This window comes from Acinetobacter sp. Ac_5812 (assembly GCF_013072695.1).
Classification (GTDB): domain Bacteria; phylum Pseudomonadota; class Gammaproteobacteria; order Pseudomonadales; family Moraxellaceae; genus Acinetobacter.
This window is the reverse complement of record NZ_LXUK01000022.1, coordinates 812788-837128: the sequence shown is the minus strand read 5'-3', so window position 1 is coordinate 837128 and position 24341 is coordinate 812788. Positions and strand designations below refer to the sequence as shown.

Genomic DNA, 24341 nt, shown 5'->3' with positions numbered 1-24341 from the left:
AAAAGATATCCCTTTATAAATAAAGGGATATCTCGTATTCATGCCAAAGCTTTTTCAAAACTGATCAAGTGTTCTACGCGCTTCCAGTATTCATCCATTGCAACTGAATGTTTGTTGACATGGGCTTGAATCGTCATACCATCTAAAATGCTGACAATCAATGTTGCAAGATGAGTCGGGTTACGAATATCAAGGTTCTTTAATAAGTTTTCAATTAAAGCCGTTAACCAAATCTTGTATTGGGTAGCAGGTTGTAAAGTAGAAGGATAGATTTTAATCACTTCTTCTAAAGCTTTCTGAAACATACAGCCATTAAAATCTTCACTGTTGAACCAGGCTGCATACCATCCAAAGATTGCTTTAAGTTGGTCAAGATGATCGTCTGGATCACATTCTGCCAAAGTTGCATTTAAAGAAGTTTGGAGATTAATGTTACGTTGCACTAAGCATTCTTCAATTAACTTTTCCTTTGAAGGGAAGTATTTGTAGAAAGTCATTTTTGCAACGCCCGATTCACTAATGATTCGATCTACACCGATCGAGTTATAGCTATGCGAATTAAAAAGTCTTAATGCAGTGGTAATAATATCTTCTTTTTTTGACATACAACGCCTCTAGTTCGCCCATCGCCAAGAGCATCATGTTGCATTTCATCATGCAATTTTGGCAGGGATTTTACATGGTATTTTGAAAATATCATAGGAAAAAATAACATTATTCATTTAAATGATTCTTTTGTCCGTATTTTCAAGTGCAGGGTTTGAAAATAATGTTTTCTATCTATAGAAAATAACTATTAATAAAATCTTAAAATGCGATAAAAGATTAGAATAACTTAAACTTATTTGATTCGTGATTATTCATCTAATTGTTTTCAAAGGATAACTGGTTTTATGAGGTGTTTAGATTTAATTATGATGGTTATGTTGAGATTTATTCTTGTTTGTAGATTTGTGTATATTTAAACAACAGTTCTACTTTTAATGCCTGCTCAGTAATCTGTTTTGAATAAGTACATAAATATAAAAAAAGCCAGTTAGTTATAGTTAAAATAAATAACTGACTTTCATCGTATAATTTTCTATTTTAAGATTTGTTTTGCTGTGATGGTAGTGTTGCAATTAGCTTTATAAAATTATGGTAAAGCATAGATTGCTGGCTTGGGGTATAGACTGAACGTTTGATGTTGCCTTTATCTGTTGCGATCGAAAGTTCGACATTTTTCGCTTTTTTCAGTTCGTAAAGGAATGTACTTGGCAGAATGAAGCTATTCGATGAGCGTCTTGGAATGAGTCGATTGATGTCTTTTTGCTGTGTTGGGCCAATTGGCTGATAAGTAAAAGTCTTATCATCGATTAAGAAAGTGAGGCTTTTGATATCATAATAATCATAACTACTGTCGAGTACCGTCTCGACTCTTAATTGCTCTTTGTGTTGTTTATCCCATTCAACAAAAACATTCGGGCAAAGTTCGTTGGCTTTGCAGTTCAAAGAGCCAGCGGTTGCGAGATTGCCTGTTGAGTTTGCAGAAGAGTCAGGTAAGGTCGCGCAGCCACTCATCACAATACAAAGGCTCAGTAAACTTAAAGTTTTTTTCATCTTTTTAACTCTCTAGGATGTACTCAATATTTCAATGTTAATGATGTAGTTGTGGACCAAGAAATTCAAATGGTTTTGATATTTTAAATTGATCGGTTGCATCACCAGCAAAAGTATTTTGTTGATCTTTGCCAAGATCAAGTTTACGCGCTAAACCATCTTTAAAGTTAATTTTCTTTAAATCTACCCAAAATACATTTGGAGAAACAGCAGATTCAAAGAAATAGAGTAGCTGTTTATGGTCTGCGACAGTTCGCCAGCGTGTAGATGAAATATTCGGTTCTTCTGCAGTATTTAAACCATAAGGCACAGATGCATTACGAATCACACTAAAGACCGATGCTAAAGCATCTTTAGGGGTGTCATTTTTAGGAATCGCATTGATATAAAAAGAAGCACGTGCAAAGCGATCAGCAGCACGATTGGTACCAGGTAACATCACTGTTCCGCCAATTTGTTGCCAATACGTATTCAGCGCCAGTTGTTGATCAAAGGTCGGGGAGTTGGTCATGACTTGGTATTTTTTATTATGATGAATGACTTGCTTGCCATCAATATATTCAATAATCGCACTATCACCAGTTTTATCTGAAATCGATAAATGTAACGTTGCGAGGCGTTGTTCGCCAGGCACGCTGTCAGTTATCAGATCAAAAGGCTCTTTTTCCAACGCACTGACAGCTTCAGCAACGCTGGCATAATTGTCGAGTACATATTGCGCCCAAGCGGAGATACTCAATTGGGGTTTTTTAGATTGCTTGGTGTCTGGATATTGTGACTCAACCAACCATAATACATTGGCAACCAATCCAGCCTCATTCATACCATCAGTCGTTGAAATATCATAACCTGTGGCAATCACACTGCCATATTTGGCTTTCCATTTTAAAGATTTTGGTCCTGCATTGCTGTCACGAATTACACCACTGGGTAAAATCCAGAGGTTGGTGGCCACATCAACTTTCCAGTCCATTGAACGGCCAGTAATAATATGATCATTATTGCCTAAATAAACGGCACGCGTACAAGCATGGCTAGTTTGTAGAATCAATGAAGATGCAATAAAAGAAAGGCATAATATTTTTTTAAACACGAGTAAGTCTCCAATTTGTTTTCATGAACTGATTTGTATGTGATGTTTTTGTAATGAATTAAATTTAGTCTATTAAAATAATTTTCTTTTTCAAGCTTTAAAATGTAATCATTAAAAAAAGTAGGGTTTTATTTTTTGATCTGTATTTTAGATAAATGTGGATAGAGTTTAATCTCTATCCACAGGAAAATGAATGTTCTAGTTTTCGTTTGGCGGTAATAACATCACAACGGCGGTATTAAGCAGCATTGTGATATCTTCTAGAATCTCGACGTCATTAAATCGTTCATCTAGCAAGAGGCTTTCACCATCTGCAATTTGTTTCAAAAATGGAATAAACGTTTCTGATACGCAAACGGTATCGCCATTTGCCCAAAATTCAAGAGACTCATCTTGTTTTCTGTAAAGCAAACGAGAGGCTGGTTCTAGAATAATTTGATAATCCGCACCAATAATCTCGGCAACATCATGAGCATCAACTTCTTCAGGTTCTGGAATGTTGTTTGGATAGCTTGCTTCACTCATATAGGCCATGATCGCTGCATCAAATTCAGGCGCCTGAGTGAGGAAATCAAGTAATTGAGTCTTTAAATATGAAAACTCAGTACTGTTAATTTCCCCTAGATGTGCTGTTTGCTGGCGTGCAATATCGATCAATGGATTTTTGAGTAAGGTATTTTCTGCAAATTTATCACTAACTTGATCAATCATTTCTGAAAGGTTTGGCATACGGAAGCCAAAAGAGTAGGTTAAGCAATCATCTTCCGCCACACCATAATGCGCAAGGCCTGGTGGTACATAAAGAAGGTCGCCTGGGGCAAGAACTTCATCAAAATGAATGTCTAAGTCGGCTAAAAGCTTCAGCGGTTGATCTGGCAAAAACTCAGTTGATTCATTGCACATTTGGCCCAATTGCCAACGGCGATGACCATGACCTTGAACCAAGAATACATCATAAAAATCGAAGTGCTTACCAACAGAGCCGCCTTTAGGTGCGTAAGACACCATGATGTCATCGTGGCGCCATTGAGGAATAAAAGGAAATTTCTTCCAAAGTTCCGAAATATCAAATGAATAATGATCTACTGCTTGAACCAAAAGTGTCCAAAGATTCGGCAGCTTTTGGAAATCACCTTTGGTTAAAGGGGATGATTTCACATGCCACTCATTTGGATTTTTATTCTTTTGACGGATTAAACGGGCAGTGACATCTTCTTCCAATGCCAGTTCTTGAACATCTGCTGGTTCTAATAAGCCAATAATTTCAGGCATTGCATTACGGACCAGCAACGGCTTTTTCTGCCAATATTCATTAAGAAATTGTTCTGCACTAATGCCGCCGAGTACCGTTAAAGATTGAGACATGGGAAATAAAACCAACAACATATAAATTAGTGCGTATTCTCCCTTGAGTTGAATATTGGTGCAAGTCTTGTCTGAACGTGATGAAAAACTCAGAAATAGTCATCAAAAGTGCAGCAATGTATTTAATCTTGATCAATTAGAAGCGGATTCATTCACAGACTTTCAAAAAAACAGTATGCTTAAGACGCAAAAAGGAGCATTCATGTATCAAGTACTGGCAAGAAAATACCGTCCACGTAATTTCAATGAGTTAGTGGGGCAAAACCATGTTTCTCGTGCTTTAACCAGCGCACTGGAACGTGGCCGTTTGCATCATGCTTACTTGTTTACTGGAACGCGAGGTGTCGGTAAAACCACGATTGCCCGTATTTTAGCCAAATGTTTGAACTGCGAGACAGGCGTGACTTCAACGCCGTGTGAAGTTTGTGCAACTTGTAAGGCCGTAAATGAAGGTCGTTTTATTGATTTAATTGAAATCGATGCGGCATCACGGACCAAGGTTGAGGATACCCGCGAGTTACTTGACAATGTGCCTTATGCGCCGACGCAGGGCCGTTTCAAAGTTTATCTAATCGATGAAGTGCATATGCTTTCAACGCATTCATTCAATGCCTTGCTCAAGACACTGGAAGAACCACCAGAGCATGTAAAGTTCCTCTTTGCAACGACAGATCCACAAAAACTGCCTATTACCGTCATCTCACGCTGTTTACAATTTACCTTACGTCCTTTGGCTGTCGATGAAATCACAGAACATTTGACTGCAATTTTAAATAAAGAACAGATCGAAGCCGATCAAGATGCGATTTGGCAAATTGCTGAATCTGCACAAGGTTCATTGCGCGATGCGTTATCGTTAACTGACCAAGCGATTGCCTATGGTCAAGGTGCTATCCATCATCAAGATGTCAAAGACATGTTGGGCTTAATTGACCGAACCATTATTTATGATCTGATTTTAGCGATTCATCAAAATCAGCAAGCACGGGTAAGTCAGCTCCTTCTACAATTTAGACAGCAAGCTTTAGACGTATCTTTGGTTTTGGATCAATTGGTTTCTACCTTGCATGAACTGGCATTGTTGCAATACTTGCCTGATCTTGCACTGAAATATAGTGAAGAAATTAACCAGAAGATTCTACAATTGTCGAAACTCATTTCTGCTCAAGATTTGCAGTTGTATTATCAAATTGCCTGTAAAGGTCGAGCTGAGTTGCAACTTGCGGTGACGCAAGAGCAAGGCTTTGAAATGACGGTGTTGCGTTTACTGGCGTTTAGACCTTTGACTTTGAATGAAGTTACCGTAACTGCAACACCTGTTGCGCAAATTACAGCGCCTGAAGCGCATCAGCCCGTACCGGATTTAAGTACAGAAAATCAGTTTGCAGTTCAGCAAGAAACGGTTAGCGTTGAACCTGAACCTGAACCTGAACCTGAACCTGAACCTGAACCTGAACCTGAACCTGAACCTGAACCTGAACCTGAACAGCGCAATCAAAATCCTCATCTCATGGTGTTTGATGCCGAGGACGGCCAGTTAATTGGATTGGATGTATCAGCGCAACAACACACGATTCAGTCGAATATCGTTGAGGCGGATGATGTGCTGGTTTTTCCTATTGAGCAAAATCCTCAAGTACAGCTGAAGCAGCCTCAAGCTGAACAGGAACTTGATCTCATCGCAGAGCCAGTGCTTGAAGTGGTTGTTTCGGAATCGATTGTTGTCGTAGATCAGCCTGTTGGATCGCTAATACAGCAGCAAGATTTTGGGCAAACAGACTTGATGCCTCAAGATATTTTAAAATTGCGTGAGCAGGTTTTGGAAGGTGAGTGGAATTTAGAAAAGTGGGAATATTGGTTCAGAACCAGCCAGCTTTCACCTGCTGTTCAAGAGTTAGCCCAACATGGTGTGATGCAAGGACAGATCAATGCCGTTTCTGTTTTTCAGATTCCTCAAGAGTATGAAGGCATGTTGTCGCAATTGCAGCATGGCTTGGAGGATGCATTAAAAACACAATGGCCACAAACGTTGTTCAGTGTGCAATATGCTGCGGTTGATTCCAATACGCCTTTAATGATGCAGAATGAGCGTAAAGAAAGAGCCTATCATCGTGCAGTCGAGCTATTACACCAAGAGCCGACAATTAAGAATCTGGTCGATACTTTTGATGCTGAATTGGTCAATATTCAGCTCAAGCCTTAGTTGGAATAGACAGAAGAGTATTTATTTTTTACTTTGTAATGATTTACATAGGTTAACAGTGTAATCTATGTTTAAAATTTAAATCATAACGAAATAAGGGTAAAAAAATAATGCGTCGTTTGCCAGTTTATTTATTACTTGATACCTCAGGCTCTATGCACGGTGAGCCCATAGAAGCCGTAAAAAATGGGGTACAAATTTTACTTTCGACTTTACGTCAAGATCCTTATGCGCTGGAAACGGCTTATTTATCTTTAATTAGTTTTGATAGTCAAGCCAAACAGTTAGTCCCTTTAACTGAATTGGCCGCCTTTCAAGCGCCAGATTTGCAAGTCACTGGGACTACAGCATTGGGTGATGCTTTAACGCTATTAGCCGATAAAATTGAACAAGAAGTGGCAAAAACCACAGTAGATGTCAAAGGTGACTGGAAGCCTTTAATTTTCATTATGACGGATGGCGTGCCAACAGATGATTGGCGTAAAGGGTTGCAACGTTTACAACAAGTCAAAACAGGCGTGATCGTGGCTTGTGCAGCAGGACATGGCGCTGATACTTCAATTTTAAAACAAATCACAGAAGTTGTTGTTGAATTGGCAACGGCAGATTCAAATACGATTAAAGCATTCTTTAAATGGGTTTCTGCCAGTATTTCAACAGGCAGCCAGAAAGTGGATGCTGGACAAAAAGAAGTCACTGGTTTAGGTGATCTGCCACCACCACCGCCTGAAGTCAACATCGTACTATAAAAGCAAAACAAAGATTAAATAAGAGGGTAAAACCATGGCTGTGAGTTTAAATAAAGGTCAAGGCATAAGTCTAAGCAAAACTGAAAATAATTTGTCTCAAGTGACCATTGGTTTAGGTTGGGATATTCAGGAGCAGAAAAAAGGCTTTCTTGGTGGATTATTTGGTGGCAATAGCGCTGAATATGATCTGGATGTGATTGCCTTCCTTGTGGGGAGCAATGGCAAGGTCAATAATCTGGGGCGAGATGCGCAGGGGAATGTTACCTTAGAAAATAGTGATGTTATCTTTTTTAATAATCAAAAACATTCTTCTGGACATATCTGGTTAACAGGTGATAACCGTACAGGTGCGGGTGATGGCGATGATGAACAAATTATCGTGAAGCTCAATGACCTTGGTCAACAATACCAGAAAGTCGTATTTGTGGTGCAAATCTATAAAGCTGCAGAGAATAAACAACATTTTGGGCAAGTCAAAAATGCATTTATCCGTGCAGTGGATACCACAGGCAAGGAAATGGTACGTTTCGATTTGTCAGGTATTGGGCAATATGATCAACAGCGTTCATTACTGTTTGCTGAACTTGTCCGCGAATCAGCAGGATGGAAATTTAATGCAGTCGGGCAGGCATCCCAATCTGATTCATTTGTGGAATGGTTAAAACAATACGCTTAAAATTTGATTTTCGGCTAAAGAAAGGTTTAGAACAACATGCGCCGTTTACCCGTTTATATTTTATTAGATACCTCAGGATCGATGCGAGGTGAACCAATTCATTCGGTGAACGTCGGCTTGCAGTCCATGTTAAGTGCATTGCGTCAAGACCCTTATGCATTGGAGAGCGTGCATTTAAGTATTATTACCTTTGATCTGGAGGCGAAGGTTTATTTGCCTTTAACGCCTTTAGATCAAGTACAGCTTGCCGATATCGATGTGCCGAGTGCAGGCGCAACTTTTATGGGAGCTGCGTTAGAGTTGTTGGCAGAACAAGTGAGCCAACAATTACAAAAAAGTACCGATGAGGTCAAAGGGGATTGGCGTCCGTTGTTATTTGTGATGACTGACGGCTCACCTTCAGATGTCTATGCTTACCAGCAAGCGATTCCTGTCATACAACAGTTAAACTTTGCCAGTATCGTTGCCTGTGCCGCTGGGCCAAAAGCCAAACAGGAGCACCTCCTGCAACTTACTGATAAAGTGGTGGTATTGGATACCATGGATGCAGCATCTTTTGCAGGATTCTTTAAGTGGGTGTCTGCCAGTGTCGTCGTTGGAAGCAGTAGTGCGGGGATTTCAGGCTCTGTTTCATTGCCGCCACCGCCGCCAGAAGTGCAGTTGGTGTTGTAAATAAAATAAAGAATACATTAAGGATAATCAGAAGATGCGCCGTTTACCTGTTTTTTTCGTATTGGATTGTTCTGAGTCGATGGCGGGGCAAAATATTCAACAGATGCAACAAGGCATCCAGTTGATTATGCAACAATTACGTCAAGATCCATATGCCTTGGAAACCGTGTATGTTTCTGTTATTGCCTTTGCAGGAATTGTTCGTACTTTAGTTCCGTTAGTTGAAGTATTTGCTTATTATCCTGCGAAATTACCTTTAGGTGGTGGGACACATTTAGGCAAAGCCTTAGAACATTTGATGAATGAATTTGATCGCCATCTGATTAAAACAACGGAAGAAACCAAAGGGGATTGGAAGCCAATCGTATATTTGTTTACGGATGGTCGTCCGACCGATGAATGCAAAGATGCGATTTACCGCTGGCAAAAGAAATATGCACGACGCTGTACGTTGATTGCCTTGGGGATGGGTAAAAACGTTGATTATGCAACGCTCAAGCAATTAACAGAGCACTGTATTGCTTTTGATGAGTTGAATGAACAAGACTTTAAAAAGTTTTTCCAATGGATTAGTGCTTCTGTGGTTGCACAAAGTAAAAGTATTGGGGATGGGCAGCAGCAAGATCATTTACCGCCAATTGATGAGCGTTATATGCGTCTGGTCAAGGATTTGCCAGCCAAGAAAACCTTAGTGGATGAAAACTGTGTCACCTTTGTCGGGCGCTGTGGCAAACTGAATCGACCCTATTTAATGAAATTTGAACGCGAAATTCAGTATCAAGCGCCCCAAGATCTAAATATCAACCTGAATTTATATCATTTTCAATTGACTGAATGCTGCAAAATTGATGAGGACTATTTCACTTGGTCTGATCAAACCCAGCATCAGCAGCAGGTTAATACCACGCTGTTACAAGGTACCCCAGAGTGTCCACATTGTTTGGCTGAAACGGCTTTTGCGATGTGTGGTTGCGGCCAATTGATGTGTTATGACGGTTTTAGCGAGGACGTGACTTGCCCATGGTGCCGTCGCCAAGTCAGTTTTGGTTATGGTGGAATGGACGGCTTCGATGTGCAACGAGGACGTGGTTAAAAGTTGGATTGAGGAAAAGCCATGTCGCAAACATTGACTCCTGACGTTCAGATAGCTTTTTTAAATACATTAAAGCAGCTGTTACAAGATCAAACTCAACTGAACCAATTTGTGGTGGATGATGAGTCCTTTAATCAATTGTTGAAAAATAAAGAAATTTATAATGCCTATCATGATTTGGCTGAACAGATATATGCGCTGATGGACTTTCAATTAGAGCAGTCGTCAGCGTTTCAACATTCTTCATTACAGCGAATTCTTGAGCAGGGTCGCTTGCCGATTTATGCCTCTATCAGCGCTGGACTCGATCCTACTGAACCAAATCAACAGCAATTCGATCATACGCAGATGATGCTGACTCCAATTCATGAGGCTGATGCATTGGAGTCAATTGATCAGCTTGATTTTCTAGACGAGCTTTATTTGTCTTCTCCTGTTGAAGCAGAAGCTGAACCATCTCTTATAAATGATCGTTGCACTGCGATGTCACTTCCGACAACCTCATTACTGTCAGTTAATTCGACCGCAGATATCGACTCAAATAATACAGACCACAATCAAAATAATGTCTCAGGAAAAAAAAATCATGAGGTGAAAATGGTGAAAAAAATGCCTCATTTTCAGATACCCAATGCACGCGTTGGGCAAGACTATCAAGCGCGTATTCAAATGCAATATCCAGTTAAAGAAGAAGTGCTGATTTGTTCTGAATCAATCAAAATCCCAGAAGACTTAGGCATCGTATTTGATGATGAAGCCCAACAATTACAGGGCATACCGTTGCAAGCAGGTGAATTTAAACTGGCATTTCAGTATAAAAACAATGAGGCGGTACAAGCGTGGTCATCGGGAGAGGTGACCTTTATTATTACTGCTGATCCACGTAGTTTGTGGCAAGTTAATGAACCTGATATCAATGCGCCTTATCAGAAAGCACATAGTGACCAACAACTGATTCAGACTGAGCATTTTAACCTTGCTGCCTGTAGCCAACGTGGACGTTCGCATGAACACGCAGGCACTTTCCGTGATGATGACTTTATAATTGCTCGTGTTGCAGAGACCGATTGGTCAGTATTGATTGTTGCGGACGGTGCTGGCAGTGCCAGTTACTCTCGACAAGGCTCTTTACTTGCGGTGCAAAGCGCAGCCAAAACGCTGACAGATTACCTCGAACAGCATCATCCACATCTGGATCGCTTATTGCAGCAATGGCAAGTTGGCAGGGATGATGAAATGACCAAGTCTGTTGCACAGCAGATTTATAAAGATTTTCACGATACCTTCTATAAAACAGCCCAAGTGGCGATTGAAGCCATTGAGCAGGAAGCCGAGTTAAAGCAGGTTGCAGCCAAGGCGTATGCCACGACTTTGTTGGTGGCTGTAGTTAAACAACGTGAGCAAAAAACCTTTATTAGTACCTTTTGGATGGGCGATGGTGCGATCGCTGTATATGCCAAAGATAAAGTGCGTTTAATGGGTAAACCTGATGGTGGAGAGTTTGCTGGGCAAACCCGTTTCTTAGATCGCAGTTTTGCACAACAGTTTGGTAGTCGCGTCAATATTGGCTATTACGATGATTGTGAAGCTGTGATTTTAATGACAGATGGTATCTCCGATCCGCGCTTTGAAACGGATGCTGGACTTGCGAACCACGAAAAATGGCAGGCATTATGGCAAGAAATTGAACCACAGTTACAGCAGACACACCCAGATCAAGCTTTATTGGAGTGGTCAAAATTCTTTAGCGCAGGGCATCATGATGATCGTACTTTGGCGATTTTATGGAACACGCCTGTGATTACGGCCGAGGATTCTGTCAATGACTAAGATTATCCAGTGTCAAACTTTAGATGGTCGGCAAGTTGCATTCGTTGATGAGGTCATTGGCTCAGGAGCGATGAAAGATGTCTATTTTTCGCCTGATAAATCTTATGTGGTGTGTTTTTTTAGCAAAGAGAAAAATCATTTCTATCAGTCACATGCTGAGCTAGAAAGACAGAAGGACCGCTTAAAGGAAATAGTTGGCAATAAATGGCAAGGTATTTTTAACAGTGCAGGTGGGGATTACTGGAAAAATGTCTTTTGCTGGCCCGATGGTTTGATTGAATATAATGGTTTATTGGGCATTACAGCCCCCACTTACCAAAAACAGTTTTTCTTTGAGCATGGCTCTAAAAATAATGATTTTTTAGGCATTAAAGGTAAGGAAAAAGAAGGGAAATGGTTTGCCAGTGCCAATAACCAAAATCGGTTTTTAGATGAAAAAGAAAAAGGTAATTGGTCGAATTATCTGCGAATTTGTATTTTAATCGCCCGTGCTGTGCGCCGTATGCATGCTGCAGGTTTGGCGCATTCAGATTTATCCTATAAGAATATTTTGATTGATCCTGTAACTGGCCGTGCCTGTGTCATAGATGTTGATGGTCTGGTCGTGCCTGGCAAATATCCGCCGGATGTGGTGGGTACGCCTGATTTTATTGCACCTGAAGTGGTGAAAACTAATCATTTAAAAAAAGATGACCCACAGCGAAATCTCCCAAATATCATGACCGATCGCCATGCTTTGGCAGTATTAATCTACATGTATTTGCTGTATCGGCACCCATTGCGTGGTGGCAAAGTCCATGATGTGAATGATCCGCAGCGCGATGAAAATCTGGCGATGGGTGATAATGCCTTATTTATTGAGCATCCAACTGATTCAAGCAATCGGGTAAAAGTCAGTCAGGTACGTCCAAGCGCTTTACCGTGGGCCGATCCAGAAAAAATTCCATTCACCGTGACAGGTCCTTATTTAAAAGAACTGTTTTTACAAAGCTTTGTGACAGGTTTACAGCAACCGCAGCAGCGACCTTCAGCCAATGATTGGGAAACTGCTTTGGTTAAAACGGTGGATTTGATTCAGCCTTGTTTAAATAGCGATTGCAGTCAAAAATGGTATGTATTTGATAATACAACAAAACCAGTATGTCCATTTTGTGGTACAGCCTTTAAAGGTAAGTTACCTGTACTGAACCTCTATTCGGCACGTCGAGAAGGCAGCTTTAGACCCGATAACCACCGTTTAATGGTCTGGACAGGGCAATCGCTTTACCCGTGGCATGCCAATAATCTGATTGCGCCGAATGAGCGCCTAACAGCAGAACAAACCAAACGTGTCGGCTATTTTATTTTTCACCAAAATCAGTGGTGGTTGGTGAATGAAAATCTGCCAGATCTCATGGATGTGGCAACCAAAACAAGCATTCCAATCGGCGAAAAAATTGAATTGCTAGATGGAAAACAAATTTTACTTTCACGTCAGGATGGAGGCCGCTTAGTGGTGGTGCAAATGGTGGAGTGTATATGACGCAAATAATAGTGAATGAGCTTGCTCAGATTGGCATTGCAGAAAATTCGATCGGGATTTGGTTTACCCAAGCACATTCTTGTCAGCGTGATTTAATTTTGGCAGCAAAAACGGCGCCGTTTGATACCCGAATTCATGTGGTGGCATCACATGCAGATGATCGTCCTGAAATTACTTCTGTTGCCGATATTGCTTTACAAGAACCACCTTTGTCAGAGCGAGTCGAGTGGGTGTTACAGCAGGCACAACGCTTAAACGTCAAATTGATCATTGCTGGGCATCATGCTGCAATTTATCTAGCGCAAAAACATCGCTTCGAGCAATTAGGCATTCGTCTAATGGCGGGCTGTGACACGGTTGAGCAGATCGAGCAACTGAATGACAAAGCTCTGTTCACTCAAATCTGTGTGACGCATGGCTTGGCGGTTGCACCAGCAACCATTGTTGAAAATGCTGAGCAATTACAAGATGCATATCATGACTGGCTGCAAAAAGGCGATGTGTGCGTCAAGCCTGCCAAAGGGGTTTTTGCTTCAGGGTTTTGGCATTTAGATCCTAAAGCGGATGCTTTTGATGTCTTTGCCAATAGCATGAGATTTAAAGCACATCCAGACACGTTCATTGAGAGCTATCGCCAGTTAGAACAACCCCCTGTGTATTTGGTCATGCCATTTTTATCAGGACTGGAGTGCTCAGTGGATATGTTGTGCATACATGGTCAGGTGCATGGTGCGATTGCACGTTATAAACAGAACAATGGTTGCCAAAACTTAACCTTTGAAGATCCAGCGATTGAGTTGGCACATCAGGTGGCTGCACTATTTGGTTGCGATGGACTCGTCAATATGCAGGCTCGATATAATGATCAACAGCAGTTATATATCTTGGAGGTGAACTCTCGACCTTCAGGTGGCATAGCACATACCTTTATGAGTGGCGTGAATTTGGTTCATTTGGCGATTGCGCAAGCACTACAGCTCAATTATCAACCTGAAAAGATGGAAAGTTCAATCACTGTACGCAGCATAAGTCAGAGTATTTGTGTAATATAAAGACCATTATGTATATTATTTTAACTTAGATTTAAGAATTATATGATTGAGATTGAATTACAACGTGGCAAACTGGATTTACAGCCCGATGAAAATAGCCATTGGAAATGGCAGGATTTACTCGGTTTTGCTGAACGAATAAATCCGAAAAGAGCTTTTTTATTTGTCTCAAAAGTCTTGGGGAGACATATTCCAGTTAGCCCGCTAGTCATGCGCCATGCGTTTACTGATTTAGCCCAACTGATTCCGAGTGATTTACCTGAACCAATTTTGGTGATTGGGATGGCAGAAACTGCGGTAGGTTTAGGCGCAGGTGTCCATCAAGTTTTACAAGAGCGCTATCCAGATGCACTCTATGTGACCACCACGCGTCATCCTGTTGAAGGCGCACCGTTATTGGCGCGCTTTTTAGAAGAACACAGCCATGCACAAGATCAATTGCTGTATGGTTCTCCTGACGCTGATATTCAAAACAAAATTTTAGCCAGTAAAAGTATTGTATTGGTTGATGATGAGGCTTCTACAGGAAAAACCTTCATTAATTTAGTATCAGCATTACAAGTGGCTGGCTTTGATCAAATTTCCCATATTGTGGCAGCCACTTTGGCGGATTGGTCATCTGGTATTCACATTGCTGGATTACATTGTCAATCCGTGGCATTGATGACAGGTAAATGGCAATGGCAAGATGCTGAAAATCCACCACAGATCAATATGCCTAAAGTGGATACCGTGGCTTTTGGTGAGTATGCGACTCTGTCTGAACCGACTTGGGGACGGTTACCGATTCAAGATACGTCTGCCTATATCCGTTTAAAAGTCGAACCTCAGCAACGGATCTTAGTGTTGGGAAGTGGTGAATATGTCTGGTCGTCTTTTCTATTGGCAGAAGATTTGCAGCGACAGGGTGCAGAGGTGAAATTTAGTGCGATCACGCGTTCACCAATTGCGGTTGGACATGCAATTCAATCTGCTTTGGCTTTTTCAGATAACTATGGTTTGGGTATTCAGAACTTTGTCTACAATATCAACCCATTAGAATATGATCGAATCTTCATTACAGTGGAAACCTGTGCTGAGTCTGTCGCCAATAGCCTATTAGACGCGATTCCAAATGCTGAAGTCATCAGCGCAGTAGAATTTCCACATCAAACTTTTAATCTGTGTAGTGCAAATGACTAATTTCTTATTTGACGCGCAAAATATTGCAACGCCGCTCATGTTGGTTGATCTGGATGACACTTTATTCCAGACCCATCGCCGTATTGCTCCCCAAGCTGACTTTAAAATGGTCACCACGGATAAACAGGGGCAAGCATTGGCGTATATGAACCCGATTCAGCAGCACTTTGTGCAGTGGTTGTTGCATAGTACACATTTGATTCCTGTTACGGCACGAAGTGCAGAAGCATTGTCTCGGGTCCATTTACCTTTCCAATACGGGGCCGTCTGCTCTCATGGCGGTACGGTACTGAATGCAGATTTCAGTGTAAATCTGGATTGGCATGCGCAGATGCAACATGCATTGGCCCCTTATCAGGCACGACAGCAGGCTTTGATTGAAGTGGTACAGCAACAGGCTACCCATTTTGGTTCTATCCGTACTTGGGTGGTCGAAGAACAAGGTTTAGGTTTATACGTGGTTGCCAAGCAAAATACCGAAAATGATAATCCCTATGCACCGAATTTCTTACCAGAATTATTAAATAGCTTAAGCCCAGCAGTTTTGGATGGGTTCTATTTTCATTTAAATGGCAATAATTTGGCTTTGATTCCAGAACCTGTGAGTAAAGCCAATGCTGCCCGTTTTTTATTGCAACAGTTTGCGTCTCAACAACGCCCAATTTTAGGTTTTGGCGATAGTTTATCCGATGTAGAGTTTTTGAATCTCTGTCATTGGTGGGGCATGCCAAACCACAGTCAATTGAATCGTTGGGTAAAACATAATTTGACGCAGCAATATAAACAAGAAGGATATTATGGCGATTATCAATAAAGATAAAGCAAATGAATTAATTTTAAAACAAGGGTTTAGCGGTAGTTATCAATCAGAACAAGTCACTTTTTTACTAAAACGGACGCATATTGAACCAACCGATACCATCGAAAAAGAACGTTTGATTCAATCAGGTGAAAAGCATTATTCGCAAATGATTAGCTTGGAGAGTGCACCGACGGAACGTCATTTACAGTTGTTTGAACAGGCCATGCAGCAAGGGCAACAACGTTTGGCTCGAGAAGTTCAACAGTTGGCACAAAGCTTGATTGCAGAATTCAAGGAACCAATTGTATTGGTGAGTTTTGTACGTGCGGGCGTACCCTTAGGCGTACTGCTTTATCATGCGATACAGGACTTAGGCTGTGACTGTGTACATTATGGCATCAGTATTATTCGAGACCGTGGTATCGATTTTGCTGCCTTGGAAACGATTATTGCTAAACATGGACACGAATCGATTGTATTTGTGGATGGTTGGACGGGGAAAGGTGCGATTCGCCAAGAATTACAACGTAGTTTAGGTGGAGATCCTCGTTTTGCAGGGCGACCTTTACCGTTGGTGGTTTTGTCTGATATTGCCGGTTGTGCATGGTTGGCGGCCAGTGGCGATGACTGGCTGATTCCATCTGGTATTTTGGGTTCGACCATTTCAGGTCTTATTTCACGTAGCATTTGTGAAGGTGAAGCTTTGAGTGCCGAGGAAATCAATGCGGATAACATTGATCAATGGCATCGCTGTATTGAATATAGTCATTTAAAAGAATTTGATATTTCGCAACAATTTATTCAGCGAATCAACCAAATTCGCACACAGCTTAATCCACAACCCAATGCAGTCTGGGGGCAAACACAACAACAGGCACAACAAAATCAAAGCCAGCAGGTGGTACAAAAACTGGCCCAAGAATATGACATTCAAAATATTAATCGGATAAAACCGAGTATTGCTGAAGCAACCCGAGCGATTTTAAGACGAGTGCCTGATCTGGTCTTACTTCGCGACGCCGATGATGCCGATACCCGTTTATTACGTCATTTAACCCAAGTCACAGAGACACCTGTACAAGTGGTGGGTGATCAAATTGCGCCATATAGAGCGATTACATTGATTCAAAAATTGGGGAAAGGATAATTCCATGTTATCTGCATTATCTTTAGGGGCAACATTATATATGCCTGCCACGCGGCCAGATTTATGGGCTGTGGTGAAGGGTGAAAAATATCCAGAGTTACGCTCTCTGGTGATCTGTCTGGAAGATGCGATCACTGAGCAGGAGATTGAGTTTGCTAAACAAAATCTCAAACAGTTATTGCAGCAAATTCAGCAGCAACAGCGCCTTGAGCAACATCCGAAAGTTTTTATTCGTCCGCGTGATATTGCGATGGCAGCTGAATTGGCAGAATGGCAAGAGATCATTGCTTTAGACGGCATGGTCTTGCCGAAGTTTGGTTTAGGCAGTTTTAGGCAATGGCACGGAGTCCTTCCGTCAGAACTACATTATATGCCAACACTCGAAACGGCAGACAGCTTTGATATGGGGCAAATGAAAGAGCTTCGTGCTGCTTTGCCTGAATTTCATAAAGTACTGGTACTTCGGGTTGGAGGCAATGATTTACTCAATTGTTTAGCTTTGCGTCGTCCGAGTGATATGACCTTATATCAAACTCCTATTGGTACACTGATTGCGAATCTCGCAGGTCAGTTTTTGCCTTATGGTTTTGCGCTGAGTGCACCTGTCTGTGAGCATTTTAGTCAGGTGAAATTGTTGCAGGATGAATTACATCTGGATTTACAGCATGGCTTATCGGGTAAAACCGTGATTCATCCTGCACAGATCTCGATTGTGCATCAGGCTTATCAGGTCAATGAAATCGAGTTGAAACAAGCGCAGGGTATTTTACAGGATGGCAGTAAGGCTGTGTTTGCTTGTCATGGCAGTATGCTTGAACCCGCAACACATCGTCGTTGGGCGGAACGGATTTTAGAACGGGCAAAAGTGTTTGGGCTAAAAGTATAAAAATCAAAAAATATAGGAATAATCGATGCAACAACTCATTACAGGAGCCAATTTGGCATTGAGCCAGTCACAGTGCCAAGTGAAAATTAAAACCACATTAGCGGCTGATATCGGTTTAGATGTCACTGCCTATGTCTTAAATGCTCAGGCGAAGGTTCGTGGTGATGCGGACATGATCTTTTATGGGCAAAAGCAGACGCCGAACCGCAGTGTGGAATTAGTCGAGGCAACCACAAAAGCACCGTATATCGCTCAATTTAATCTGAACACTCAATTATTCGATGCGGATATCAGCAAGCTTGCGATGTGTGCAACGATTGATGGGCAAGGTGCAATCAATGCGATTCAAGATATTCAGATTGAATTATGGGAAAATGGACAGCTCACGGCAACTGCAACAGTAAAAAGTGCTGAAAAGACTGAAAAAGCATTGATTTTGGCCGAAGTTTATCGTCATAAAGACCAGTGGAAATTCCGCTTTGTCAATCAGGGTTTTAATGGTGGTTTACAACCGCTAGCCGAACATTTTGGGGTAGAAATTAGTGGTCAAGCAACAACGCCTGAGCCTGTGCCTCAACCTGTACCAGCGCCGGTACCTCAGCCTAAAATTAATTTAAGCAAAATTACTTTAGATAAACGCAATAGCCAGATTAATTTACAAAAACAGGCGCATGGTTTTGGTGAGATCAAAATTAATCTGAATTGGAACCAACGGACTCAGCAGGCACAAGCAGGAGGCTTCTTTAAAAAGCTGCTTAACCAAAATCAAGGTATTGATTTGGATTTGGGTTGTCTGTTCGAGATGCAAGATGGTCGCAAATCGGTGATTCAGGCTTTAGGTGATCGATTTGGTGATTTTAACGGTTTCCCCTTTATCCAGCTTTCTGCCGATGACCGGACTGGTGCATTGACAGAGGGTGAGTGGCTTCGGATTAATGGACAGCACTGGTCGCAGATTCGCCGTGTGGTGTTGTTTGCCTTTATTTATGAAGGTGTGCCGAACTGGGCTGAAACAGATGCTGTGGTCACGATATATGTTCCAGATCAACCACCGATTGAAATCCGTTTAACTGAAGGGCAACCTTTAGGGATGTGTGGAATTGTTGAGTTAGTCAATCAAGGCGGTAGTATTCAAGTACAACGTCATGTGCGCTATGTGCCTGGACATCGTGAGCTGGATCAAGCCTTTGGTTTTGGTCTGCGCTGGGTTGCAGGTAGTAAATAAAATTGATATTTAAGTTAAACATTAGATAAGAAGAATTTCGATATCTATGTATAAATTATTTAGACCATTGAATTTAAAGTGTTCAAACGAGGAGAAAAAACAAAATGGCAATTAGTTTAAATAAAGGTGGAAATTTGTCCCTAAGTAAAACAGATCCAAATTTAGTACGAATTTTAATTGGATTGGGTTGGGATGAACGTGCAACTGACGGCGCAGCATTTGACTTGGATGCAAGTGCATTCTTATTAACTGCATCAGGCAAGGTTCGTGGTGATCACGACTTTATTTTCTACAACCAACTGAGATCTCAAGATGGTTCAGTAGAACATACGGGTGACAACCGTTCTGGTCAAGGTGACGGTGATGATGAAACCTTATTGGTTGACCTGTCAAAAGTTTCACCTGAACTTGAAAAAATTGCGATTACCGTAACGATTCATGATGCGCAAGCACGCGGTCAAAATTTTGGTCAGATTGCCAACGCTTTTATTCGTATTGTGAATCAGGATACCAATGTTGAAGTGGTTCGTTTTGATTTAGCTGAAGATTATTCGACTGAAACTGCCATGGTGTTTGGTGAAGTCTATCGTCACAATGGTGAGTGGAAATTTAAGGCTGTTGGTCAAGGCTATTCTGGTGGACTCGCTGCAATGTGCCAACAATATGGTATTCAGGTCGGCTAAGGTTCTCATTTCAACACATAAATGATGAATAGCTTAAAGCTGTTTAGAAAAGGAAAACAATGAAACATTTTCGTTTCTCAATTATTTTTACCGTAATCTGTCTAGGATTATCAGCATGGTGGGGCTTTACCCATGGCCCAAATGCTGGTTTTGCGATGATGCTCAAAGTATTGTTGATTACGACTGTACTGGCTGTCATGGAAGTGTCCCTGTCTTTTGATAATGCTGTTGTTAATGCTTCAGTGTTAAGAAACTGGGATGAGTTCTGGAAAAAACTGTTCCTGACTGTCGGTATTTTAGTTGCTGTATTTGGTATGCGTTTAATCTTCCCATTGTTGATTGTTGGTGTTACTGCTGACATGGGAATGATTGAGGTTGCGAAACTGGCACTGAATGATCCAAAAACTTATTCAGAAAAGTTACTTGCACACCATGCTGAGATTGCAGCCTTTGGTGGGATGTTCCTGCTGTTGGTGTTCTTAAACTTCTTGTTTGATGATGGTAAAGATACGCACTGGTTCCATTGGTTGGAAACCCATTTATCGAATCTAGCAAACATCCCAGCGATGTCAGTATTTGTCTCACTGATTGCTTTATTGACCATGGCTGCTTTTGTGCCTGAGCAACAGAAACTGATCGTGATTGTTGCGGGGATCTGGGGCATCGTGGTTTATATCGGTGTACAGGTACTGGGTCATTTGCTTGAAGGCAGCAGCGAAGATGATGAAGCTGATGAAAAACCGGTTACTGGTACTTCAAGTAATATTGTCAAAGCTGGTATTGGTGGTTTCCTTTACCTCGAAGTATTAGATGCGTCGTTCAGCTTTGATGGCGTGATTGGTGCATTTGCGATCACAAGTGATGTGGTTGTGATTATGCTTGGTCTGGCAATTGGTGCCATGTTTGTCCGTTCTATGACGATTTATTTAGTTGAGAAAGGCACATTAGAAGCATTTATCTATCTAGAGCATGGCGCACATTATGCGATTGGTGCTTTAGCTGCAATTATGCTTTATACCGGAACTGGTGGGCATGTACCTGAAGTTGTAACAGGCTTGATTGGTATTGCATTCATCATCTGGGCTGTATTATCTTCGATTGCTTACAGTAAACAACAAACACAAGCTTGATAAAAATGGATGAATACATCATTTATATGATGTCCATGATCCAAATGAAATAAACAATGAGTTGAAATTTAATAAGGAGAAACTCAAATGGCAATTAGTTTAACCAAAGGTGGCAACGTTAGCTTAACCAAAGAAGCGCCTGGCATTACTAAAACAACTGTAGGTTTAGGTTGGAACCCTCGTGTGACTGATGGCGCAGCTTTTGACCTTGATGCAATTGCATTTTTGGTTAATGAAAGTGGCAAGGTACGTGCTGATAATGACTTTATTTTCTTTAATAATTTAAAGTCATCTGATGGTTCAGTGGCTCACAATGGTGACAACCGTACTGGTGAAGGCGACGGTGATGACGAAACTTTAAGTGTAGACTTGAGCAAAGTACCTGCTGATGTCGCTAAAGTGATCTTTGCGGTTACGATTTATGATGGTCAAACCCGTAACCAAAACTTTGGTCAAGTTGCGAATGCCTACATTCGTGTAAGTAACGATGCGGGTGGTACTGAAATTGCACGTTATGACTTGTCTGAAGACAGCAGCACTGAAACTGCAATGATCTTTGGTGAACTTTATAAGCATGGCAGCGAGTGGAAATTCCGTGCAATCGGTCAAGGTTTTGCTGGTGGCTTAGGGCCATTAGCGGCTTCTTATGGTGTTTCTGTTTAAGATACCTGTGGAAGATAGTGTTTAGGCACTATCTTCTTTTTCGATATTTATAAATGATAAAAATAGGTTATTCCTTGATATGTTGAATTTAGTACGCGGACAAAAAATAAAATTAACTGATGTTTTACAGGGGCAATCCTCTTTTTATATCCAGATTCAATATCAAGCCGCTTTTGATTTAGATATCGCAAGTTTTGGACTTGATCCACAGTATCGTTTAAGTGATGAGCGATATATGACCTTTTATAATCAGCCAGAAACGCCATGCCAAGCGGTTCGTCTGATTGAAAATCACAATAAATGCAGTCGCTTTTTAGTTGATTCTGCAAAACTACCTGCAACTATTCAACATCTGGTTTTGACCGCTGCAATTGATGGCCAGAATGTCATGTCTCAATTACAGCAAGCTACGATTCAAATTCTTAACTTGCAGTTACAGCCAATTGCTGAACTGAAGTTAGATGGCAGCATCTTTGATCAAGAACGTGCCACCATGCTAATTGAGATTTATCGAAAAGACAGTATTTGGCGTTTAGCAGCCATTGGACAAGGCTTCAATGCCGGTCTTGCCGCCTTAATTCAACATTTTGGTGGTGAAGTTGCCGAAGAGCCGACAGCACAACAGACGGCACCTGCAGCACCGCAATCGAATATCGATTTAAAGAAAAAATTATCTTTGCAAAAAGCCGAAAAAACGGGCAATGCATCTATTATCGATTTGACCAAAAAATCATTGGTTCAACTGGAAAAGAGAAATTTACTGGGCGTGACCGCACGTGTTGCCTTAGTTCTAGATGCATCTGGCTCAATGGATGGGCAATATCGTCGTGGTGATGTGCAAAAGGTGGTGAATCGCCTAATGCCACTGGCCATTCATTTTGATGATGATGGTAGTTTCGAATGCTGGGCTTTTGCAGCCAAAACCACACAACTGGATGATGTAACCCTCAGCAATGTCAATGATTTCATTAATACCACCCAGCGTGGCTGGAAAAATTGGCAAGTGGGGGCGCGTTATAATGAGGAAATTCCAGCAATTGAAGCTGTGATTAACTATTTCCAAAAGTTCAAAGATCAAATCCCAACTTATGTTTTATTCATTTCAGATGGTGGCGTGGGCAGCCGTAGACAAATGCAGAAAATATTATCACAAGCCGCCAAACTGCCTATTTTCTGGCAATTTGTCGGGATCGGTGGACGAGATTATGGCGCACTAGAAAAGTTAGATGAAATGTCAGGGCGGATTGTCGATAACTGTAATTTCTTTAGTTTGGATCGCATTGATAGTGTTTCTGATGAACGCCTATATGAATTGTTATTGCAAGAATTTCCAGATTGGTTAAATGCAGCCAAGCAACATCAGATTGTCAGAAATTAAAAGGAATAAAGACGATGGCACAGTTTAGTTTAGTGGGTTCACCAGAGCCGTTCTTACATGTTTCGATGCGTCGTGGCGATAAAATCTATTGTGAAAGTAATGCCATGGTGATGATGGAAGCACCATTGGAATTAAAAGGGCGTTTGCAAGGTGGTTTAATGCAATCTCTATTACGCCGTTTTGCCAATGATGAATCGTTGTTCCAGCAGCATATCGAAGCGGTACGTGGAGATGGCGATTGTCTATTGTCAGCAGCATTGGATGGCGATATGCAGATTCTGGATGTCGGTGCGACGCAGTATTTACTAAGTGACGGGGCTTTCGTGGCAGCGCATGACTCTGTTGAGGTTAAAGCACGTTTAAATAGCAGTCTAGGTGGTGCATTTTTTGGTAATACCGGCGGTTTTCTGGTGATGGAAACCAGTGGGCAAGGCCAAGTGGTGGTGTCTGGCTGTGGTACCTTGTTTGAGCTTGAGGTTGAACCAAACAAAGAAGTCATTATTGATAATGGACATGTGGTCTGTTGGGATTCACGCTTAAATTATAATCTATCTGTATCTACTTCACAGAGTAGTGGTTTTCTTGGCAATTTGGTCAATAGTGTGACCAGTGGCGAAGGGATGGTATTGCGTTTTTCGGGTCAAGGTAAGGTGGTAATCTGTTCTCGAAATCGCAACAATTTCCTGCAATGGTTAACCTCGAAGTTAAACTTAAACCGTAATCAATCAAATTAAAACAATCATTTTTATCGTTCTATCCAGAGGAGTAAAAAACACATGGGAATTAATTTAGAAAAAGGCCAAAAAATCAGCTTGCAAAAAGCAGATGGCAGCAGCTTGCAACAAATCTTTTTAGGTGTGGGGTGGGATGTAGCGAAGAGCAAGGGCTTTTTCGGCTTTGGTGGCGGCGGTGGGGATATCGACCTTGATGCCTCTGTTATTTTATTTGATGATAACAAACAAGTATTGGATGTGGTTTACTTTGGTCAATTACAAAGTAAAGATGGCAGTATCCACCATTCAGGCGATAACTTAACCGGCGCGGGTGATGGTGATGATGAAGTTATTCGTGTTAATTTGAACCAGATTCCTGCACAAGTAAAATCTTTGGTTTTTACTGTAAGTAGTTTCCGTGGACAGACTTTTGAAAAAGTCGAGAATGCATTCTGTCGTTTGGTGGATCAATCCAGCAATCAAGAAATTGCAAGTTATAAGTTGTCTTCACAGGGGGCACATACTGGTTTGATTATTGCAAAGATTTATCGCCACAACGATGCATGGAAAATGCATGCCATTGGTGAAAATGTGCATGGTCGTACCTTCCAAGATATCGTGCCTTATGCTTTACCACATATCTAATGATTTAGATTAATCATGGCATGCCGCAACATC

General features: G+C 41.3%; 23 protein-coding genes. 19 read left to right on the top strand and 4 right to left on the bottom strand.

Features of this window, described 5'->3' with window-relative positions; all coding sequences use genetic code 11:
- Positions 1-38 precede the first annotated feature (38 nt).
- From A7P55_RS17365 to A7P55_RS17350, 4 genes are all read right to left on the bottom strand, one after another.
- Positions 39-605 carry a TetR/AcrR family transcriptional regulator gene (locus A7P55_RS17365; RefSeq protein ID WP_171553076.1) on the bottom strand — a complete coding sequence of 189 codons (567 nt, stop codon included), beginning with the start codon at positions 603-605 and terminating at the stop codon, positions 39-41.
- A 481-nt stretch (positions 606-1086) separates the two neighbouring features.
- On the bottom strand, positions 1087-1599 hold the full coding sequence (locus A7P55_RS17360; protein WP_171553075.1) for a hypothetical protein: 513 nt from the start codon (positions 1597-1599) through the stop codon (positions 1087-1089).
- Positions 1600-1636: 37 nt separating this feature from the next.
- Positions 1637-2692, bottom strand: a complete 1056-nt coding sequence (locus A7P55_RS17355) for a linear amide C-N hydrolase (protein WP_171553074.1) — start codon at positions 2690-2692, stop codon at positions 1637-1639.
- Positions 2693-2890: 198 nt separating this feature from the next.
- The gene (locus tag A7P55_RS17350; protein WP_171553073.1) at positions 2891-4057 is read right to left on the bottom strand and encodes a cupin domain-containing protein; all 1167 of its coding nucleotides are present in this window, start codon (positions 4055-4057) and stop codon (positions 2891-2893) included.
- A gap of 202 nt (positions 4058-4259) precedes the next feature.
- On the opposite strand from A7P55_RS17350, the gene dnaX reads away from it, so the two are divergent.
- The 19 genes from dnaX (at position 4260) to A7P55_RS17255 (ending at position 24308) form a co-directional block, all read left to right on the top strand.
- A complete protein-coding gene (gene dnaX / locus A7P55_RS17345) occupies positions 4260-6260 on the top strand; it encodes a DNA polymerase III subunit gamma/tau (RefSeq protein WP_171553286.1) in 2001 nt (666 codons plus the stop codon).
- Between the two features lie 110 nt (positions 6261-6370).
- Entirely contained in the window at positions 6371-7009 is a 639-nt protein-coding gene (locus tag A7P55_RS17340; protein ID WP_171553072.1) for a VWA domain-containing protein, read from the top strand.
- Between the two features lie 34 nt (positions 7010-7043).
- Positions 7044-7685 carry a TerD family protein gene (locus tag A7P55_RS17335; RefSeq protein WP_171553071.1) on the top strand — a complete coding sequence of 214 codons (642 nt, stop codon included), beginning with the start codon at positions 7044-7046 and terminating at the stop codon, positions 7683-7685.
- A 36-nt stretch (positions 7686-7721) separates the two neighbouring features.
- Positions 7722-8357: a VWA domain-containing protein gene (locus tag A7P55_RS17330; protein WP_004807629.1), complete on the top strand. Its 636-nt coding sequence runs from the start codon at positions 7722-7724 to the stop codon at positions 8355-8357.
- 34 nt (positions 8358-8391) lie between these two features.
- Positions 8392-9450 (top strand): TerY-C metal binding domain-containing protein, encoded by a 1059-nt coding sequence (locus A7P55_RS17325; protein WP_171548269.1) that lies wholly within the window; start codon positions 8392-8394, stop codon positions 9448-9450.
- A gap of 21 nt (positions 9451-9471) precedes the next feature.
- Positions 9472-11280 carry a PP2C family serine/threonine-protein phosphatase gene (locus A7P55_RS17320; protein ID WP_171553070.1) on the top strand — a complete coding sequence of 603 codons (1809 nt, stop codon included), beginning with the start codon at positions 9472-9474 and terminating at the stop codon, positions 11278-11280.
- Complete coding sequence (locus A7P55_RS17315; protein WP_171553069.1) at positions 11273-12802, top strand: lipopolysaccharide kinase InaA family protein; 1530 nt, start codon at positions 11273-11275, stop codon at positions 12800-12802. The genes A7P55_RS17320 and A7P55_RS17315 overlap by 8 nt, the downstream gene beginning before the upstream one ends.
- Positions 12799-13854, top strand: a complete 1056-nt coding sequence (locus A7P55_RS17310) for an ATP-grasp domain-containing protein (RefSeq protein ID WP_171553068.1) — start codon at positions 12799-12801, stop codon at positions 13852-13854. Before A7P55_RS17315 ends, A7P55_RS17310 begins: the two co-directional genes overlap by 4 nt.
- A gap of 42 nt (positions 13855-13896) precedes the next feature.
- Complete coding sequence (locus tag A7P55_RS17305; RefSeq protein WP_171553067.1) at positions 13897-15036, top strand: phosphoribosyltransferase domain-containing protein; 1140 nt, start codon at positions 13897-13899, stop codon at positions 15034-15036.
- On the top strand, positions 15029-15850 hold the full coding sequence (locus tag A7P55_RS17300) for an HAD hydrolase family protein (RefSeq protein ID WP_171553066.1): 822 nt from the start codon (positions 15029-15031) through the stop codon (positions 15848-15850). Before A7P55_RS17305 ends, A7P55_RS17300 begins: the two co-directional genes overlap by 8 nt.
- Positions 15834-16985: a cysteine protease StiP gene (stiP, locus tag A7P55_RS17295; protein ID WP_171553065.1), complete on the top strand. Its 1152-nt coding sequence runs from the start codon at positions 15834-15836 to the stop codon at positions 16983-16985. The genes A7P55_RS17300 and stiP overlap by 17 nt, the downstream gene beginning before the upstream one ends.
- Before the next feature lie 4 nt (positions 16986-16989).
- Positions 16990-17871 carry an HpcH/HpaI aldolase/citrate lyase family protein gene (locus tag A7P55_RS17290; protein WP_171553064.1) on the top strand — a complete coding sequence of 294 codons (882 nt, stop codon included), beginning with the start codon at positions 16990-16992 and terminating at the stop codon, positions 17869-17871.
- 25 nt (positions 17872-17896) lie between these two features.
- Entirely contained in the window at positions 17897-19096 is a 1200-nt protein-coding gene (locus A7P55_RS17285; RefSeq protein ID WP_171553063.1) for a TerD family protein, read from the top strand.
- Positions 19097-19200: 104 nt separating this feature from the next.
- Positions 19201-19779 (top strand): TerD family protein, encoded by a 579-nt coding sequence (locus A7P55_RS17280; RefSeq protein ID WP_171553062.1) that lies wholly within the window; start codon positions 19201-19203, stop codon positions 19777-19779.
- Positions 19780-19838: 59 nt separating this feature from the next.
- Positions 19839-20909 carry a DUF475 domain-containing protein gene (locus A7P55_RS17275; RefSeq protein WP_171553061.1) on the top strand — a complete coding sequence of 357 codons (1071 nt, stop codon included), beginning with the start codon at positions 19839-19841 and terminating at the stop codon, positions 20907-20909.
- 87 nt (positions 20910-20996) lie between these two features.
- A complete protein-coding gene (locus A7P55_RS17270; protein ID WP_171553060.1) occupies positions 20997-21572 on the top strand; it encodes a TerD family protein in 576 nt (191 codons plus the stop codon).
- Between the two features lie 79 nt (positions 21573-21651).
- The gene (locus A7P55_RS17265; protein ID WP_171553059.1) at positions 21652-22950 is read left to right on the top strand and encodes a VWA domain-containing protein; all 1299 of its coding nucleotides are present in this window, start codon (positions 21652-21654) and stop codon (positions 22948-22950) included.
- Positions 22951-22964: 14 nt separating this feature from the next.
- Positions 22965-23684 (top strand): TIGR00266 family protein, encoded by a 720-nt coding sequence (locus A7P55_RS17260; RefSeq protein WP_004807604.1) that lies wholly within the window; start codon positions 22965-22967, stop codon positions 23682-23684.
- A gap of 42 nt (positions 23685-23726) precedes the next feature.
- Positions 23727-24308 carry a TerD family protein gene (locus A7P55_RS17255; protein WP_016540361.1) on the top strand — a complete coding sequence of 194 codons (582 nt, stop codon included), beginning with the start codon at positions 23727-23729 and terminating at the stop codon, positions 24306-24308.
- Positions 24309-24341 lie beyond the last annotated feature (33 nt).

Excerpts from the sequence above, each read along its gene's own strand:
- A7P55_RS17315 (WP_171553069.1), top strand. The coding sequence starts at position 11,273 with ATGACTAAGATTATCCAGTGTCAAACTTTAGATGGTCGGCAAGTTGCA.
- A7P55_RS17350 (WP_171553073.1), bottom strand. The coding sequence starts at position 4,057 with ATGTCTCAATCTTTAACGGTACTCGGCGGCATTAGTGCAGAACAATTT.
- A7P55_RS17365 (WP_171553076.1), bottom strand. The coding sequence starts at position 605 with ATGTCAAAAAAAGAAGATATTATTACCACTGCATTAAGACTTTTTAAT.
- A7P55_RS17320 (WP_171553070.1), top strand. The coding sequence starts at position 9,472 with ATGTCGCAAACATTGACTCCTGACGTTCAGATAGCTTTTTTAAATACA.
- stiP (WP_171553065.1), top strand. The coding sequence starts at position 15,834 with ATGGCGATTATCAATAAAGATAAAGCAAATGAATTAATTTTAAAACAA.
- A7P55_RS17255 (WP_016540361.1), top strand. The coding sequence starts at position 23,727 with ATGGGAATTAATTTAGAAAAAGGCCAAAAAATCAGCTTGCAAAAAGCA.
- A7P55_RS17340 (WP_171553072.1), top strand. The coding sequence starts at position 6,371 with ATGCGTCGTTTGCCAGTTTATTTATTACTTGATACCTCAGGCTCTATG.
- A7P55_RS17260 (WP_004807604.1), top strand. The coding sequence starts at position 22,965 with ATGGCACAGTTTAGTTTAGTGGGTTCACCAGAGCCGTTCTTACATGTT.
- A7P55_RS17280 (WP_171553062.1), top strand. The coding sequence starts at position 19,201 with ATGGCAATTAGTTTAAATAAAGGTGGAAATTTGTCCCTAAGTAAAACA.
- A7P55_RS17305 (WP_171553067.1), top strand. The coding sequence starts at position 13,897 with ATGATTGAGATTGAATTACAACGTGGCAAACTGGATTTACAGCCCGAT.
- A7P55_RS17270 (WP_171553060.1), top strand. The coding sequence starts at position 20,997 with ATGGCAATTAGTTTAACCAAAGGTGGCAACGTTAGCTTAACCAAAGAA.
- A7P55_RS17300 (WP_171553066.1), top strand. The coding sequence starts at position 15,029 with ATGACTAATTTCTTATTTGACGCGCAAAATATTGCAACGCCGCTCATG.
- A7P55_RS17330 (WP_004807629.1), top strand. The coding sequence starts at position 7,722 with ATGCGCCGTTTACCCGTTTATATTTTATTAGATACCTCAGGATCGATG.
- A7P55_RS17275 (WP_171553061.1), top strand. The coding sequence starts at position 19,839 with ATGAAACATTTTCGTTTCTCAATTATTTTTACCGTAATCTGTCTAGGA.
- A7P55_RS17325 (WP_171548269.1), top strand. The coding sequence starts at position 8,392 with ATGCGCCGTTTACCTGTTTTTTTCGTATTGGATTGTTCTGAGTCGATG.
- A7P55_RS17290 (WP_171553064.1), top strand. The coding sequence starts at position 16,990 with ATGTTATCTGCATTATCTTTAGGGGCAACATTATATATGCCTGCCACG.
- A7P55_RS17335 (WP_171553071.1), top strand. The coding sequence starts at position 7,044 with ATGGCTGTGAGTTTAAATAAAGGTCAAGGCATAAGTCTAAGCAAAACT.
- dnaX (WP_171553286.1), top strand. The coding sequence starts at position 4,260 with ATGTATCAAGTACTGGCAAGAAAATACCGTCCACGTAATTTCAATGAG.
- A7P55_RS17360 (WP_171553075.1), bottom strand. The coding sequence starts at position 1,599 with ATGAAAAAAACTTTAAGTTTACTGAGCCTTTGTATTGTGATGAGTGGC.
- A7P55_RS17285 (WP_171553063.1), top strand. The coding sequence starts at position 17,897 with ATGCAACAACTCATTACAGGAGCCAATTTGGCATTGAGCCAGTCACAG.
- A7P55_RS17310 (WP_171553068.1), top strand. The coding sequence starts at position 12,799 with ATGACGCAAATAATAGTGAATGAGCTTGCTCAGATTGGCATTGCAGAA.
- A7P55_RS17265 (WP_171553059.1), top strand. The coding sequence starts at position 21,652 with ATGTTGAATTTAGTACGCGGACAAAAAATAAAATTAACTGATGTTTTA.